Raw genomic sequence first — 15,257 nt, 5'->3', positions numbered from 1 at the left:
CCCAGGTGCAAGGGGTGCCCGCCCCCGGAGCCGAGGGGCCAGCCCGCTAAACTGCGCGGCTGCATTTTTTACGCCACATCCATGGACCAAGCCCAGGTACTCAGCCACGTGCTGAGGCTTCTCGACGACGTGCTGAGCCTGAACGGCCGCGCCCAGACCTTCACCCGCGACACCGCGCTGCTCGGCGCCGTGCCCGAGCTGGACTCGATGGCCGTCGTCAGCCTCATCACCGCCCTGGAGGAGCAGCTGGGCCTCACCGTCGACGATGACGACATCGATGGCGACACCTTCGCCACCGTGGGTTCGCTGGCCGACTTCGTCGCGGCCCGCCTGGGGTGACCCTCGACGCCGACGTCTTCTTCCTGCCCGCCGCGGAAGGCGAGCAGCGGCTGTGCCTCTTCCACGCACCGGCCGGCAGTCCGCGCAGCAAGCTGCTCTACCTGCACCCGTTCGCGGAGGAGATGAACAAGTCACGCCGCATGGCCGCCCTCGCCTGCCGGGCGCTCGCCGAGGCGGGTCACGCGGTGCTGCAGATCGACCTGCGCGGCTGCGGCGATTCGTCGGCCGACTTCGGCGCGGCCCGCTGGGCCGACTGGCAGGACGACGTGCGGCTGGCGCTGGCCGAACTGGACCGTCGGGCCCCCGGCGAGGCGCCGCTGTGGCTATGGGGCCTGCGTGCCGGCGCGCTGCTGGCTGTCGGCGACTGGGGCCGGCCGGTCAACCACCTGTTCTGGCAGCCGATGGGCAGCGGCAAGCTGGCGCTGCAGCAGTTCCTGCGCCTGAAGCTCGCCGCCGAGATGGCCGGCGGCGCCAGCAAGGGCCTGATGGAGCAGATGAAGGCCGAGTTGGCCTCCGGCCGCAGCGTCGAGGTGGCCGGCTACACGCTCGGCGCGGCGCTGGCCTCGGGGCTGGAAGCCGCCCGGCTGGCCCCCGCCGGCGTGCCGGGCCGAGTCGAATGGATGGAGCTCGGCACCCGCGAGGACGCCACGCTGACGCCCGCCGGCGAGCAGGCCGTCAAGGCCTGGCAGGACGCCGGCTGGACGGTGCGCGCCCAGGGCGTGCAGGGCCCGAGCTTCTGGTCCACGACTGAGATCGAACTGGCGCCGGCGCTGATCGCCCGAACTGTAGAGGCGCTGGCATGAGCGCCTCACGAGAATCGGTGCTGTGCATCGACTGCGAGGGCCAGCGGCTGGTGGGCATCCTGGCCGAGCCCGAGGGCGCACCGGCCGACGTGGGCGTGCTGATCGTCGTGGGCGGACCACAGTACCGCGCCGGCAGCCACCGCCAGTTCACGTTGCTCGCCCGCCACCTGGCCAGCCAGGGCTTTACCGCGCTGCGCTTCGACTACCGCAGCATGGGCGACAGCCCGGGCCGGGTCGATGAACAGCGCGACTTCCTCGCGGTGCAGGCCGACATCGCTGCAGCCATTGACGCGCTGCTGGCCGCGTGCCCGGCGCTGCGGCGCGTCGTGCTGTGGGGCCTGTGCGATGCCGCCTCGGCCGCGCTGCTTTACGTGGAGTCCACCCGCGACGCCCGCGTGGCCGGCATGGCCCTGCTGAATCCCTGGGCCCGCTCGGCCGCCACGCTGGCGCAGACCCATGTCAAGCACTACTATGGTCGCCGGCTGCGCCAGCCGGAGTTCTGGTTGAAGCTCCTGCGCGGCGGCGTGGGGCTGACCGCGCTGCGCACGCTGGCCGGCAACCTGCGTCTGGCGCGTGGCGCCGGTCGAGCGGCTGACAACCGCAGCTTCCAGGAGCGCATGGCCGCCGGCCTGCAGGCCCACACCGGCGCCACGCTGCTCATCCTCAGCGGCGAAGACTACACGGCCCAGGAGTTCATCGACTACACCCGCCAGGCCCCGGCGTGGCAGGGCCTGCTGACGGCGCCACGCGTGCAGCGACTGGACCTGCCGGACGCCGACCACACCTTCTCGACGCTCGCCCACCAGCAGGCGGTCGAGGCCGCCACGGCCGACTGGCTGAGCACGCTCGCGACGCAGCCCCATGGAGACCTCTAACATGGCCGACGCCGCCCCCCAGATATCGGTCATCGTGCCGGCCTACAACAGCGCGCGCTTCATCGACGAAGCGCTGGCTTCGGCACTGGCGCAGACCGGCCCGGCCATCGAGGTCATCGTCGTGGACGACGGTTCGCGCGACGACACGGTTGCCCGCGTGCGCGCCTTCGGCGACCGCGTGCGCCTCATCGAACAGGCCAACCAGGGCTCGGCCGTCGCGCGCAATCGCGGCATCGAGGCGGCCCGCGCCGATCATGTGGCCTTCCTGGATGCCGACGACTACTGGCACCCGCAAAAGCTGGCCCGCCAGTGGGAACGCGTGCAGGCCGGCGCGCCGCTGGTGTACTCGCGCTTCTCGCTGTGGGAGCCCGATGCAACGGGGGCCTTCCCCGACGCCGCGCCTCACCTGGCCGCCTGCCAGGCGCGCGACACGGCACCGGCGCGCAGCGGCTGGCTCTACATCGACCTGCTGCTGGACTGCGAGGTCTGGACCTCCACCGTGCTGGCCCGCAAGGACCTGCTGCAGAAGGTCGGCGGTTTCGACCCCAGCCTGCGCAAGGGCCAGGACTACGACCTGTGGCTCAAGCTCGCGCACGAGGCGCCATGGGAGGGCGTCTCGGAGTCGCTGGCGCTGTATCGGCTGCACACCGAGAACATCACGCGCACCGTCAACCCGACGAACTTCGAGTACCGCATCCTCGACGGCGCCTACCGCCGCTGGGGCCTGCAGAACCCGGACGGCCGGCGGCTTCCCGAGGCGACGATGCGCCAGCGCCTGGCGCGCTCGGCGCGCAACTTCGCCGACGCGCACCTGGCCGGCGGCTCGCGCGAGACGGCGCTGGACTTCTACCGCATCGCGCTGGGCCACGAGCCGCTCGCGCCGCGGGTGTGGCTGAACTACGCGCGTGCGCGCTGGCTGTCCCGCTGAGCCGCCCATGAACGACACCATCCCGAGCGTCACGTCCTTCACCGACATCGATCAGTTGCCGGCCGATGCGCTGGCGCTGATGGCGCGGGCCGAGACGCGGCACATCGAGTTCGGCGCCGACTGGTTCCGCAATCTGGTCACCCACGTCTACGCGGACAACAAGGCCGCCGGCCAGCCGCGCCTGTGGGTGCTGCGCGGCGCCGCCGGCGTGCTGGCCGTGGTGCCGACGCTGGCCACGGGCAGCGAGGTCTGTGCGCTGGCCAACTTCTACACGGCCATCTACAGCCCCGCGTTCGCCGACGACGTGCAGGCGCGAGACCTGCTGCCACTGTCCCGCGCGCTGCGCCGCGACGGGCGCGGCGCAGGCGTGTTTCGCTTCTGGCCGATGGACCCGGCGTCGCGCGAATTCGCGCTGCTGCGCGAGGCGTTGGCGCTGGCCGGCCTGAGCGTCCACGCGTTCTTCTCGTTCGGCAATTGGTACGAGCCGGTGCGCCTGAACTGGGCCGACTACCTGAAGGCCCGCAGCAGCCAGGTGCGCAACACGATCAAGCGCAACGCCAAGAAGTTCGCCGCCGAAGGCGGCCGGTTGGAGATCGTACAGGGCGGCGACCGGCTCGAGGCGGGCCTGGCGGCCTACCAGAGCGTCTACGCGCAAAGCTGGAAGATCCCCGAGCCCTACCCCGGCTTCGTGCCCGGGCTCATCCGCCTGTGCGCGGCGCGCGGCTGGCTGCGGCTGGGCGTGGCCTGGCTGGGCGACAAGGCCGTGGCTGCGCAGATCTGGATCGTCGCCAACGGACGCGCCGACATCTACAAGCTCGCCTACGACGAAGCCTACAAGGCGCTTGCGCCCGGCACGCTGCTGACGGCGGCGCTGATGGAGCAGGCGCTGGACGTGGACGCCGTGCGGGAGATCGACTACCTCATCGGCGACGATGCCTATAAGGCCGCCTGGATGAGCCAGCGCCGCGAACGCTTCGGCATCGTCGCCTACGACCCGTTGACGCCGCGCGGCCTGGCAGGCCTGGCCCGCCAGACGCTGGGCCGGGCCTGGCGGCGGCTCCGCCCCAAGCCCGCCACCGCACCGGCACCAGCTGCGCCGGCCGCCGAGAATCCCGCCTGACTCTCATTCCCAGCGATGCAAGCCCACGCCCCCACGCCTGACCAGCCCTTCGCCACCGGCGCCCCGCGCTTCGGGTGCCCCGCCGCCGACGTGCTGGCGGCGTGGCAGGACGCCTACGCCGCACGCGGCGCCACTTGCGCGGCCGACGTGGGCGGCGAGTACGCCGTGGCGCTGGCGCTGCCCGGAGGCGGCACGTGGCTCGCCGTCGACCGCTTTGCCGTGCACAGCTTGTGCTACTCCGTGAAAGACGGCCGGCTGCACTACGCCACGCGGGCAGACACGCTGGCCCGCCAGCTCGGCATCACCGAGATCGACACCCAGGCCGTCTTCGACTACCTGTACCACCACTGCATCCCGTCGCCGCGCACCATCTACGCCGGCATCCTGCGGCTGCCGGCGGCGCATTACGCGCTGTTCGAGAACGGACGGCTGACGGTCGCGCCCTATTGGACGCCGGGCTTCCGCGAGGAGACTCGTCCCAGCTTCGACGCGCTGCGCGACGAGTTCCGCGACATCCTGCGCACGGCCGTGAAGGAGCGGCTGACCGGCGACGGCAAGACGGCCTGCTTCCTGTCCGGCGGCACCGACAGCTCCACCGTCTGCGGCCTGCTGCGCGAGACCACCGGCCAGGCGCCGGCCGGCTACTCCATCGGGTTCGAGGCGGAGGGCTACGACGAGATGGCCTACGCGCGCATCGCCGCCAAGGCCTTCGGCGCGGACCACCACGAGTACTACGTGACGCCGGCCGACCTCGTGAAGGCCATCCCCGGCGTCGCCGCCCATTACGACCAGCCGTTCGGCAACTCGTCAGCGGTGCCTGCGTTCTACTGCGCCCGCAAGGCGCATGACGACGGCTACACACGGCTGCTGGCGGGCGACGGCGGCGACGAACTCTTCGGCGGCAATGTGCGCTATGCCAAGGAGCGCGTCTTCCACGTCTACAGCCAGATGCCGTCGCCGCTGCGCTCGGGCGTGCTGAATCCGCTGTTTCTGAATCCCGTCACCGGCAGCATCCCGCTGCTGAAAAAGGGCACCAGCTACATCCGCCAAGCTCGCGTGCCCATGCCCGACCGCATGCAGAGCTACAACCTGCTGGACCGACTGGGCCTGGCCGAGGTCTTCACGCCCGGCTTCCTCGCCGCGGTGGACACGCAGGCGCCGCGCCAGCACCAGCGCGCGACCTGGGCGGCCGGCCCGCATGACGCCAGCCTCGTCAACCAGATGCTCGCTTTCGACTGGCGCTACACGCTGGCCGAGAACGACCTGCCAAAGGTCGTCGGCACGACCGCGCTGGCCGGGGTGGACGTCAGCTTCCCACTGCTGGACACGCGGCTGCTGGACTTCTCGCTGAAGCTGCCGACGAGCTACAAGCTCAAGGGCCTAAAGCTGCGCTGGTTCTTCAAGGAGGCGCTGCGCGGCTTCCTGCCCGACGAGATCCTGACGAAGAAGAAGCACGGCTTCGGCCTACCCTTCGGCCCGTGGGCCGTCAAGGACGCGGCGCTCAACGCGCTGGCCGCCGAGTCGCTGCGCGGCGTCGCCGACCGCGGCCTCGTGCGGACCGAGTTCGTCGAGAGCCTGCTGACGCAGCGGCTCAGGGAGCACGCCGGCTACTACGGCGAAATGGTCTGGATCCTGATGATGCTGGAACAATGGCTGCGGGCGCATGCGCCGCACTACCGGGTCGACCGCCGTTAAGGCGCCACATGGCCCCGTGTCAACGCTGAGGTCTCCGATGTTTCTTGCCAGGTTTTCGGTCGTCTCCCGTTTTGCCGCCGTCGCGGCGCTGCTGCTGGCCGGCATGAGCGCGCAGGCCAACATCTGCGGCTCGCTGTACCAGGCCGGCAAGTACGGCCCCTTCGACTACCGCACGGCCACCGCCGAAATGCGCGACATCGTCGAGCGCAACCACTTCACGGACGACGTGGCGGAGCTGCGCAAGCCGATCTTCCAGTACTTCGGCCCCGACCTGCACTACACGCTCTGGGCCTTTCCCAACCATCCGCGCGCGCTGCTGACGCTGATCAACCTGACGCTGAAGGAAAAGACGCAGCAGCCCATGCTGCTGCCTTTCACCGCGGAGTGCTATTTCGAGCGCGCGCTGCGCTACAAGCCCGATGACCTGCTGGTGCGCATGGTCTACGCGCTCTACTTGAAGACCTACGACCGCAAGGCCGACGCGCTGGTGCAGCTCGACTACGTCGTGCAGAAGGCCGACGACGTGCCGATGACGCAGTACAACGCCGCCAAGCTCTACTACGAGCTGGGCGAGTACGAGAAGTCCAGGGCCGCGATGAAGACCGCCGTCACGCTGGGCGTGCCTTACCAAGACCTTATCGAACAGCTGCGCAAGGCCGGCCACTGGGACGATGAAAAGCCCGAGGACAAGCCCCGGGACCAGGCGCCGGAACCCGAGAAAGAGAAGTAATGCAGCCACCAGCCGACGCGGCCCGCGACGACAATCCCGCAGACGCGCCCGACCGGTCGTCGCCCCGCATCGGCAACCAGGCCGTCCAGGGCGCTGCCTGGCTGGGCGGGGGGCAGCTGCTGAGGCAAGGGCTCGGCTTCATCACGATGAGCGTGCTGGCGCGGCTGCTCACGCCCGACGACTTCGGCCTGTTCGGCATGACCTACCTAGCTGCCGAGGCGGGGCAGATCATTACGAACTTCGGCTTCGGCTCGGCCATCGTGCAGCGCCAGGCCTCGTCGCCCCGGCTCCTCAGCGCCTGCTTCTGGACCAATGTGCTGATCGGCCTGGGCATCGCCGTGGCCGTCGCGGCCAGTGGGCCGCTGCTGGCGCTGTACTTCCGCCGGCCCGAGGTACAGGGCCTACTGCTGCCGCTGGCGCTGAACCTGCTGCTGTCGGCCGCCGTCGTCGTGCCGCAGGCGCTGCTTACACAGCGGCTGGCTTTCCGCTCGATGATCGTCGCGCAGACGGTGGGCAGCGTGGCGGCGGCGCTGGGTGCGCTGGGCAGCGCGATGCTGGGCTGGGGCTACTGGTCGCTGGCCGTGCAGCCGCTGGTTGGCACGCTGGTGACCGGTGGGTTGATGGTGCGCTCGGCCGGCTGGTGGCCGAGCCGCAGCTGGGCGTTTGCGGACCTGGGCGACCTGCTGGGCTTCTCGTCCAAGCTGCTGGCGTCCAACCTCGTCGGCTTCTCAAGCCGCAACATGCCCGGCATCATCCTCGGCCGTCAGCTCGGCGCCGCGCAACTGGCGCTGTTCGGCACGGCGTCGCACCTGACCGGCAGCGTGATCTACCAGATCAGCTCAGTTGTCGTGCGCGTGCTGTTCCCGACGCTGTCGGCGTTGAAGGACGACCTCGAACGTCTGCGATCCGCCTGGTTGCGCGCAACTGTCAGCGTCGCGGCGCTGGTGCTGCCGATCATGCTCGGCGTGGCCGCGCTGGCAGCTGACGTCGTGCGCGTGCTGCTCGGCCCGCAGTGGGATGGCGCCGCCGTGCCTCTCGCCTTCCTGTCCATCTCGATGGCGGCCCAGGCGGTGCTGACGACCGCCTCCACCGTGCTGCTGTCTCTGGGCCACGCAGGCGCGCTGATGCGACTGTCCATCGTCAGCGCTGTCAGCGTCGGCCTCGGCCTGTTCGCCTCCGCGCAGTTCGGTTTGAACGTGGCCTCGGCGGTCTTCGCGGTCATCTCGATCGCACTGAACGTCGTGACGACCTGGCTGGCCTGCAACGCCTGCGGCCAGCGCAAGCGCAGCCTCGTGCAGGCGCTCGCTCCCTGGCTCGGCGCGGCGCTGTTCAGCGCGGCAAGCATCGCGACGCTGCCGCTGCTGCTGCCCGACGTCCCATCGCTGGTTCGCGTGCTGATTGCCGTGCCGCTAGGTCTGGCCGTCTACATCGGCGGCCTGGCCGTGCTGGCCCGGCGTGCCGCCTGGCAGCTGGGCAGCGAGATCTGGTCGCGCCTGCGCGGCTGAGCGGCATGGCGCTGAGGGCCCGGCTTCAGCGTGCGCTGCGGGAGGCCCGCTGGCGCTTCGACCCGTGGCGGCTGCACAGCCGCGTGCTGGCCCGCAACGACGCGCTGGCCGCGTTACGCTCGCACACGGTGGCCGTCTTCAATCACTTCGACCCGGACGGACGCGTCGCCGGTTATGTGCTGCATCACCTGGACGCGCTGCGGGCGCTGGATGCGCGCATCGTGTTCGTCACGACCTCGCCGCAGCTCTCCGCCGCCGCGCTGGACGCCCTTCGCCCGCGCTGCTGGCTGGTGCTGCAGCGGCCCAACGTGAGCCTGGACCTCGGCGGCTGGCCCGTCGCCGCGGCCGCCGTGTGGCGACTGACGGGCCAGCGCGTCGCCGGCTTCCAACGCTGGCTGTTCACCAACGACAGCATCTTCGGCCCGCTGACGCCGCTGGCGCCGGTCTTCGCCGAGATGGCGGGGCGCGCGCCGGACGCGTGGGGCATGACCGAGTCACTGGAGCGCCAGCCACACCTGCAAAGCTATTTCATCGTCTTCGAGCGGCCGGCGCTGGCTTTCCTGCAGCGCTGGCTGGACGGCTTCAGGTTCATCCTCGAACGCGAGGCGCTGATCGCCCGCTACGAGCTGGGCCTGAGCGTGGCGCTGCGCGAGGCCGGCCTGCGCGCCGAGGCCTTCGTGCCGGCCGCCCGGCTGCAGACCGTCATCGCCACGGTGCCACGCCGGGCACCGGACAAGCTCCATGCCGCGGACGGCCGCTTCCTGGGCAACCCGACACATTGGTATTGGCGCGAATGCCTGCAGCCGCTGGGCATGCCTTACGTCAAGCGCGACCTGCTGCAGCGACGCCGCGGGCTGGCCACGCTGACCGACGGCTGGCGTGACCAGTTGCAGGCCAGCGCGCCGGTCTACCCGCTTCAGCTCATCGACGAGGTGCTGCCAGCGGATTGAGCTGGAAGCCCGCGCGCCGCACGGCCAGGCCGATCAGCCGCTCCAACGCGTGCGCCCAGGTGCCGTCCAGTTGGGCCATCTCCGGCTCGTAGTTGTGCAGGTCGGTCCAGGCCGGGCCGCGCAGCGCCTGCAGCGCGGCGGGCCGCAGCCAGAACATCGTGCCGGCGGCGAACGACCAGCCGCCCGGCTCTTCAGTCCACTGCTGCAGCGCGAGCTGGCGCTGCAGCGGCCGGTGGCATTGGCGCGTCCAGCGACGCCGGTCCTCCGGCGCGACGAGATCGGACTCGGCGCACCACAGCCCGCCGCCCGCGTCGCCCCGCATCCGCGCCAGCCGCTCGGCCAGCAGCTCCGGGCTGCCGAGCAGCCCCTGCAAGGACGCCTGCCGCCAGGCGGCCCCCTCGCGGATGTGCGGGCTGCGCTTGGTGTGCAGCTTGCAAACCAGCTCGTGCGCGTCCAGCGCGCCGCCGCGCAGCAGGTGCAGGAAGGGCCGCACATCGCGGCCGCGGTTGGGTAACGGCACGACCTGCACCGGGCCGGGCCAGCTGTCGACGATGTCGCGCAGCGCCGGCGTGGCGGCGAACTCCGGCACGGTCAGGTAGAGCGCCGCGACCTCCGGCAACGCGGCCAGCGCGGCGCGTATCTCCGGCCACAGCGCCGGATAGAACAGATGCACGACGACGCCCAGCCGCGACACGTCCTTCGGCGGCGCCAGCGGCAGGCCGGCCCACAGCGCCGCACGCCGGTCGGGTTGGCCCAGCGCGTCGATCAACGCCAGCGCACTGCCCGGCACGCCCATGCGCTCGACGGCCCACGCCGGATCGATCAGCGGGTGGGCGGGCAATGCGACCGCGTCGGCCTGCAGCACGCGCGCAGGCAGTTGCCACGGCGCGCGCTGGTCCTGCGCCTCGCGCGGCCAGGCCAGGCCCAGCCGCAGGCAGGCCAGCTCGGCGTCCAGCAGCTGCTGGCGATCCGCGCCGGACAGCGCCGCGCGCTGATGGCGGCGCGCACTTGCAGCCTGCCAGGTGGCCTGCAGCGCCTGCACGCCGCTGCCGGCGCGACTGCGTTCGTAGGTCAGCTGGGCCCAGTGGCCGGCGGCGCCCGACGCCCGCATCGCCTCAGGCGGCCGGCGCCGGCAGGCCGGCGGCGGCCAGGAAGGCGCCGCGCTCGGCCGGTGCCAACACCTGGTCCAGGTAGGCGTCCAGCATGCCGCGCTTGTTCTTCATAACGAAGTGCAGGCAGGAGAACTTGTAGCGCTGCCACGCGGTAAGGCCACCGGCGTTGCGGAGCTCGTCCGGGAACATCATGAACCAGGTCAGCAAGATGTCGAGGCCGACGCTGCGCGCGAAGTGGTGCATCGCCACGTCCTCGACCTTGATGGCCGCACCGGCCAGCGCCTCGTCCATGTCGCGCCTGGCAAGCCACGCATTGATGCGCCGCACCGCCGACGCCTTCAAAAAATAGCAACCACCCTGGCTGTACTCGAAGCCGACGAAATGTCCGTCGCCGATGACGTCCGCCTCGCTGCGCTGCGCGACCTGGAAGATGCGGTCATTGAAGAAGAACACGTCGGAGTCGACGCGGGCGATGATGTCGTCGTCCGCCGCCTGCTCCGCCGCCAGCCCGTATGCCTGCCAGATCGTCTGGATCTGCGCCGCGCCCCAGCCCATGCTCTTGGGCCACAGGAACACCTTCAGGTCGGGCATGCGCTCGCGCAGGCGCTCGATCTGCTCGTCGCTGAGCGGCTGCTCCTGGTCGTTGAACAGGTAGACCGTGCAGGGCTGTTTGACATGGCGGGCCACGCTGTCGATGGCGCAGTACAGGTAGGCGAAGTACGAGTAGCAGCTGAAGTAGCAGAGGTGGAAACGCCGCTGCGGCTGTGCCGGCTGCTGCAGCAGCCGGGCGCGGCGGATCAGCGCGGACACGAAGTTCGGAGCCTGGCGGACACGGATGGGCAGCATGGCATTCATTCCTTCGCGAGCGGTTGGCGGTCGTGCTGCACGAGGTTGAGCGCGCAGCGGGCGGCGAACCGCATCTTCTGGGTGTCCCAGGGTGTGAAGCGGCGCAGCTGAAACGGGTCCGTCGCGCGCAGGTTGGCCCCGTGGGCAGTGGAGACAGCGGCATCAAACCCGCAGGCCTGCGCCAGGCGCACGTCGCGCAGCGAGTAGTCCTGCCGCGGCACGCCGTTGGGGTAGGCGAACAAGCTAGGCGCCTCGCCCAGCCAGCTCGCCAGCAGCTCGCGGCCGCCGCCAATCTCGTCTCGCGCCTCGGCCTCGGGCAGCGTGGCCAGGATCGGATGCGTCATCGTGTGGGCGCCGATGTCCATGCCGGCGTCGCGCATCGCGCGCAGCTGCGGGCGCGACAGCATCAGCGTCGAGCGCGCGTCGAGGCCGCAGCGGCGGGCCAGTTCGTCCGACAGTTCGCCGCGGCGCCGCGGGTCCAGGTGCTTCCAGCGCTTGAGCACGTCGCGGTACATCGCGATGCGCGACTCAGCGTCACCCACGTCGTAGTCCGGCAGCCCGAGCTCGGCGCCGGTGAAGCGGCCTGCCGGCAGGCGCCGCACGCCCTCGATGACCGAGTCGTTCCACATGCGGCCACCGTCGATGTAGGCGGTGCTGACGAAGCAGGTGGCCGGCAGGCCATGGGCTTTCAGGAGGGGCTGGGCGACTTCATGGTTGTCGGCATAGCCGTCGTCGAAGGTGATGCAGGCCGCCGCCGCCGGCAGGCTGCCCTGGCGCAGCCGCTGCACGGCCTCGCCCAGTGGCAGCACGTGGAACCAGCGCGCTAGCCAAGCGCAGACCTCGGCGAAGCGGCGGGCATCCGGTTCGTCGGGCTGCAGCGGGTCGTACTGCGGCAGCACGCGATGGAAGATGAATACCTGCAGCCGGGCCCGTTCGCCGGCCGGTGACAGCCAGCGGAACGGGCTCCAGAGCGCGGGGGTGGCCATGGCGCTCAACCGCGCAGTTCGGTGCAGACGCGCCGGCTCACGTCGGCGTAGTAGCTCGACGTGTAGCGCACGTAGCCGATGAAGTGCAGGAACACCGTTTCGGCCGTGCGGCGGTGCGGCGCGCAGTAGCGTGGATGCGGCAGGACCCGCCCGCCCGGCGAGCTGGACACGACAAGGTTGGAGGTGAACTGCTCGGTGCCCCAGCGGTTCCAGTCGTCACCGATCAAGGCCCGCATGCGCGACGAGATCTCGATCAGCATCTCGCGGTCGAAAGCGCCTCGCGCAAAGCCCGCGAAGCCGGCACAGCCGCGCACATAACGCCAGCGCTGCTCCGGGTCGAGCTGGTCCAGCAGCGCCTCGCAGCGGCCCTGGATGTGGTCGGAGTCCTCCGTCTGCTGGCGCGCACGGGCAGCCATTTCGTGCGTCGACGCGATGCGCTGGCCGTCCTCGGTTCCCAGCGTGAAGCTCACGCCGGCGGCCAGCGCATCGGCCACATCGGCCGGGCGCTGCAGCGCGACGGTGTCGGCGTCCAGCTGCACGACGGCCTGACGCTGCACGCGCTCGCTGATGGCGCTGAGCCGCTCCCAGCAGCCGCCCATCGGGATGCCGGGATGGCGGAATTCGGCGGCCTCGCGGAACTCCAGGAGCGGCACGTGCTCGCGCATCAACGCGCGGTCGTTGGCATCCAGCGTCGGGTCGGCGACGACGACCACCTCCGATGGCGGCAGGAAGCGGGCGAAGGACTTCAGCGCCAGCAGGTAGGGCAGCACGTCACGATGCTGCACCATCGACAGCGCCGTGTAGGGCATGGCACCTGGCGCGATGGCAGGCGTGTGGGCGATGTCGCGAACGGCCCGCTCGAACTGCCAGCGGTGCCAACGGGTGGTCAGGGTGGTCTTCATCGTCAAAGCGTCGGAACGGGTTTGCGCGCGGCGGCCAGCTGCTTGCGCACGATGGCGTAGGCCGCCACGATGGCCGCGGCCTGGTTGTAGGGGAAGTCGTAGTAGGCCAGGCTCAGGAAGGCACCGGCGACGGCATAGCCCACCATCGCGACCTGCGTCATGACGCCCAGTTCGCCCGCCCAGCGCAGCTCCGGGCGGTTCCGCGTCAAGCGGGACAGGCGCCCCGCATCACGCCACGTCAACGCGCCGATGGACACGAACACCAGCAGGCCGATCCAGCCGTGTTCGCCCAGCACCTGGAAGTAGATGCTGTGGGCGGCGTGGACGTCGTTCGGGTCCGGCGCATAGCGTGCGAAGACCTCGGGCATGTAGATCATGAAGCCGCCGCCGAACGGGCGGTCGTTGGCAACGTGGAAGGCGTTCCACCATGCGTTGATACGACCCAGCGCCGATTCGTCGGCGTTGTAGGTCTTGATGGTATGCATGCGGTCCCACCACTGCTCGGGCATGAAGCCCAGCGCCAGTGCGCCGCCCAGCACCAGCACAAGGCCCATACCCAGCTTCTTGGGCGACTTGATCCACAGGAAGATCGCCATCGCGCTCAAACCCAGCAGGGCGCCGCGGGAGTAGGTGCCCAGGACGGTCACCGCCGTCATGGCCATGCCGAAGGTGAGTCCGCGCGACAGCCACTTGTTCGTCACCTGCAACTGCAGGTAACGCATCATGGGGATGGTCATGATGAGGGCCAACGCCAGCTCGTTGTTGCCGCCGATGAAGCCGCCCGGCCCCCAGACGCGGTAGCTGCCGGCCGTGGCCAGAGTGAACATGCCGCCCTTGATGCCGTAGAACGCAATGGAGAACGTCATCACTGCGACGAAGACGTTGATCTTGCGCTTGTCGGTCAGCAGCGCGATCGTGACGAAGAGCATCAGGAAGATCTTCATCGACCGGACCCACAGCGGGAAGCTGTCGTCGAAGTAGATGGAGAAGGGCAGCGTGAACGTGATCCAGAACGTGAACGCCAGGATGGCCATGGCCGGCGCGCCGCGCAGTGGGTTCTCCGCCTTGTCGCGATGCATGACGAGGCCGATCATCGTCGTCAGTGCAACGCCCGTCGCCACCGGCCATTCACCGGCCGCATTGCCGAACTGGGCATGCGGGCTCATGAGGCTGACGTTGGTCCAGATCATCGTGCCGATCCACGGCTCGCGCAGCGCGTAGAGCGTGCCGTAGGCCAGCAGCGCCAGCAGGACGAGGTCACGCATGCTGCACCTCCGGCACGCCGGCAGCGGCCACCTCGCGCATCAGCCGCAGCTGCGCCTCCGTGGTCGCCTGCCAGCTGAACCCCTCGGCATAGCGGCGCGTCGCGGCGCGGTCCGTGCCGGCGGCCAGCAGCGCCTCGATACCGGAGGCAAAGGCCGCGCCGGTGCGCTCGGCGACGAGCCGGCCCGCCTCCGGCGCCGCCACGACCTCGGGCGTACCCCAGATGTCAGTGGCCACCACCGGCGTGCCACAGGCCATCGACTCCAGCAACACGTTGGCCCAGCCCTCGCGGCTCGAGCACAGCAACAGCAGGTCCGCGGCGCTGTACCACTTCAACAGCTCGGTGTTGGGCAGCGAACCGGTCAGGTGCACCTGCGCCGTCACGCCCCGCCGGGCGGCCAACGACGTCAGCGCCGCGCGCTCCTCCCCCTCGCCGATGATGACGAGACGGGCGCCCGGCCGGGTCCTTACCAACTCGGCCACCGCCTCGATGGCGACATGGTGGCCTTTGCGTTCGATCAGGTGCCCGACGGACAGCAGCAACGGCTCGCCGTCGACCCCCAGTTCGGCCCGCATGGCGGCCTGCGGCAGCGGGCGGAAGCGCTCCAGGTCGACACCGTTGCGCATTACGTGCAGCCGCGCCGGGTCATGCCCCCGGCCGCGCAGTACGTCCATCAATGCCGAGCAGACGCCAATCGAGCCGGCGGCACGGCGTGCAGCCCAGTCGATCATTCCCCGGGGCAAGGCGTATTGCGGGATCAGATTCAGGTCGGTGCCACGGGCGGTGATCGTCAGCGGCTTGCCGAACCAGCGGGCCAGCAGCGCGGCGGCCACGCCGTCGGGGTAGTAGTAGTGGGCGTCGATGAGGTCGAAGTCGAAACCCTCGTCGAGCAACTGCCGCACCGCGCCGCGCGCGCCGAGCGCCAGCGTCAGCGGCGCAGACGTCATGCCCACCTTTGGGACAAGCAGATAGCGCGGATGCAGCACGTCGAGGCCGTGGCGCTGCTCGCGTGCCGGCGTGGCGGCGAACTTCGCGTACTCGCCCCAGCGCGCGTTACCGGAAGGAAACCAGGGCACCGGCGCGACGACACGCGATTCAACCTGGCCGCTCTTCAGCAGCTCGCGCAGTCGCGTCTCGACGAAGATGCCGTGGCTGGGCCGGACGCTGCTCGGGAACAGCGTCGAGAAGGTCAATACCTTCAG

General features: G+C 70.3%; 15 protein-coding genes. 9 read left to right on the top strand and 6 right to left on the bottom strand.

Annotated features, from left to right (window positions below; translation table 11 throughout):
• Positions 1–81 precede the first annotated feature (81 nt).
• The 9 genes from LXT13_RS24575 to LXT13_RS24535 are packed head-to-tail and all read left to right on the top strand — an operon-like array spanning position 82 to position 8,945.
• Complete coding sequence (locus LXT13_RS24575) at positions 82–339, top strand: acyl carrier protein (RefSeq protein ID WP_233374957.1); 258 nt, start codon at positions 82–84, stop codon at positions 337–339.
• Positions 336–1,142: a hydrolase 2, exosortase A system-associated gene (locus LXT13_RS24570; protein ID WP_233374956.1), complete on the top strand. Its 807-nt coding sequence runs from the start codon at positions 336–338 to the stop codon at positions 1,140–1,142. The genes LXT13_RS24575 and LXT13_RS24570 overlap by 4 nt, the downstream gene beginning before the upstream one ends.
• Complete coding sequence (locus LXT13_RS24565) at positions 1,139–2,017, top strand: hydrolase 1, exosortase A system-associated (protein ID WP_233374955.1); 879 nt, start codon at positions 1,139–1,141, stop codon at positions 2,015–2,017. Before LXT13_RS24570 ends, LXT13_RS24565 begins: the two co-directional genes overlap by 4 nt.
• Before the next feature lies 1 nt (position 2,018).
• Entirely contained in the window at positions 2,019–2,945 is a 927-nt protein-coding gene (locus tag LXT13_RS24560) for a glycosyltransferase family 2 protein (protein ID WP_233374954.1), read from the top strand.
• Between the two features lie 7 nt (positions 2,946–2,952).
• The gene (locus LXT13_RS24555; protein ID WP_233374953.1) at positions 2,953–4,065 is read left to right on the top strand and encodes a GNAT family N-acetyltransferase; all 1,113 of its coding nucleotides are present in this window, start codon (positions 2,953–2,955) and stop codon (positions 4,063–4,065) included.
• A gap of 15 nt (positions 4,066–4,080) precedes the next feature.
• Complete coding sequence (locus LXT13_RS24550) at positions 4,081–5,760, top strand: asparagine synthetase B family protein (protein ID WP_233374952.1); 1,680 nt, start codon at positions 4,081–4,083, stop codon at positions 5,758–5,760.
• Between the two features lie 37 nt (positions 5,761–5,797).
• Entirely contained in the window at positions 5,798–6,490 is a 693-nt protein-coding gene (locus tag LXT13_RS24545; RefSeq protein WP_233374951.1) for a hypothetical protein, read from the top strand.
• On the top strand, positions 6,490–7,995 hold the full coding sequence (locus LXT13_RS24540; protein ID WP_233374950.1) for a lipopolysaccharide biosynthesis protein: 1,506 nt from the start codon (positions 6,490–6,492) through the stop codon (positions 7,993–7,995). Before LXT13_RS24545 ends, LXT13_RS24540 begins: the two co-directional genes overlap by 1 nt.
• 5 nt (positions 7,996–8,000) lie before the next feature.
• The gene (locus LXT13_RS24535) at positions 8,001–8,945 is read left to right on the top strand and encodes a rhamnan synthesis F family protein (RefSeq protein WP_233374949.1); all 945 of its coding nucleotides are present in this window, start codon (positions 8,001–8,003) and stop codon (positions 8,943–8,945) included.
• On the opposite strand, the gene LXT13_RS24530 is transcribed toward LXT13_RS24535, so the two are convergent.
• Genes LXT13_RS24530 through LXT13_RS24505 form a run of 6 tightly spaced genes read right to left on the bottom strand, consistent with a single transcriptional unit; the run spans position 8,917 to position 15,257 of the window.
• Positions 8,917–10,056, bottom strand: coding sequence for a rhamnan synthesis F family protein (locus LXT13_RS24530; protein WP_233374948.1), 1,140 nt, complete (start codon positions 10,054–10,056; stop codon positions 8,917–8,919). The genes LXT13_RS24535 and LXT13_RS24530 overlap by 29 nt on opposite strands.
• Positions 10,057–10,060: 4 nt before the next feature.
• Entirely contained in the window at positions 10,061–10,903 is an 843-nt protein-coding gene (locus LXT13_RS24525; protein WP_233374947.1) for a glycosyltransferase, read from the bottom strand.
• Between the two features lie 5 nt (positions 10,904–10,908).
• Positions 10,909–11,889, bottom strand: coding sequence for a polysaccharide deacetylase family protein (locus tag LXT13_RS24520; RefSeq protein ID WP_233374946.1), 981 nt, complete (start codon positions 11,887–11,889; stop codon positions 10,909–10,911).
• 5 nt (positions 11,890–11,894) lie between these two features.
• Complete coding sequence (locus tag LXT13_RS24515) at positions 11,895–12,791, bottom strand: hypothetical protein (RefSeq protein ID WP_233374945.1); 897 nt, start codon at positions 12,789–12,791, stop codon at positions 11,895–11,897.
• 2 nt (positions 12,792–12,793) lie between these two features.
• Positions 12,794–14,056: a putative O-glycosylation ligase, exosortase A system-associated gene (locus tag LXT13_RS24510; protein WP_233374944.1), complete on the bottom strand. Its 1,263-nt coding sequence runs from the start codon at positions 14,054–14,056 to the stop codon at positions 12,794–12,796.
• The gene (locus LXT13_RS24505) at positions 14,049–15,257 is read right to left on the bottom strand and encodes a glycosyltransferase family 4 protein (protein WP_233375094.1); all 1,209 of its coding nucleotides are present in this window, start codon (positions 15,255–15,257) and stop codon (positions 14,049–14,051) included. Before LXT13_RS24505 ends, LXT13_RS24510 begins: the two co-directional genes overlap by 8 nt.

Origin of the sequence: Pelomonas cellulosilytica, assembly GCF_021353265.1 — a bacterium.
In the GTDB taxonomy this organism is placed as follows: Bacteria; Pseudomonadota; Gammaproteobacteria; order Burkholderiales; family Burkholderiaceae_C; genus Pelomonas; species Pelomonas cellulosilytica.
The sequence above is the reverse complement of the archived record's forward strand: the minus strand, read 5'-3'. Positions and strand labels throughout refer to the sequence as shown.

Bases quoted from the DNA above. Each gene is read 5' to 3' on its own strand.
- LXT13_RS24575 (WP_233374957.1), top strand. From the start codon at position 82: ATGGACCAAGCCCAGGTACTCAGCCACGTGCTGAGGCTTCTCGACGAC.
- LXT13_RS24565 (WP_233374955.1), top strand. From the start codon at position 1,139: ATGAGCGCCTCACGAGAATCGGTGCTGTGCATCGACTGCGAGGGCCAG.
- LXT13_RS24560 (WP_233374954.1), top strand. From the start codon at position 2,019: ATGGCCGACGCCGCCCCCCAGATATCGGTCATCGTGCCGGCCTACAAC.
- LXT13_RS24555 (WP_233374953.1), top strand. From the start codon at position 2,953: ATGAACGACACCATCCCGAGCGTCACGTCCTTCACCGACATCGATCAG.
- LXT13_RS24550 (WP_233374952.1), top strand. From the start codon at position 4,081: ATGCAAGCCCACGCCCCCACGCCTGACCAGCCCTTCGCCACCGGCGCC.
- LXT13_RS24545 (WP_233374951.1), top strand. From the start codon at position 5,798: ATGTTTCTTGCCAGGTTTTCGGTCGTCTCCCGTTTTGCCGCCGTCGCG.
- LXT13_RS24540 (WP_233374950.1), top strand. From the start codon at position 6,490: ATGCAGCCACCAGCCGACGCGGCCCGCGACGACAATCCCGCAGACGCG.
- LXT13_RS24535 (WP_233374949.1), top strand. From the start codon at position 8,001: ATGGCGCTGAGGGCCCGGCTTCAGCGTGCGCTGCGGGAGGCCCGCTGG.
- LXT13_RS24530 (WP_233374948.1), bottom strand. From the start codon at position 10,056: ATGCGGGCGTCGGGCGCCGCCGGCCACTGGGCCCAGCTGACCTACGAA.
- LXT13_RS24525 (WP_233374947.1), bottom strand. From the start codon at position 10,903: ATGCTGCCCATCCGTGTCCGCCAGGCTCCGAACTTCGTGTCCGCGCTG.
- LXT13_RS24520 (WP_233374946.1), bottom strand. From the start codon at position 11,889: ATGGCCACCCCCGCGCTCTGGAGCCCGTTCCGCTGGCTGTCACCGGCC.
- LXT13_RS24515 (WP_233374945.1), bottom strand. From the start codon at position 12,791: ATGAAGACCACCCTGACCACCCGTTGGCACCGCTGGCAGTTCGAGCGG.
- LXT13_RS24510 (WP_233374944.1), bottom strand. From the start codon at position 14,056: ATGCGTGACCTCGTCCTGCTGGCGCTGCTGGCCTACGGCACGCTCTAC.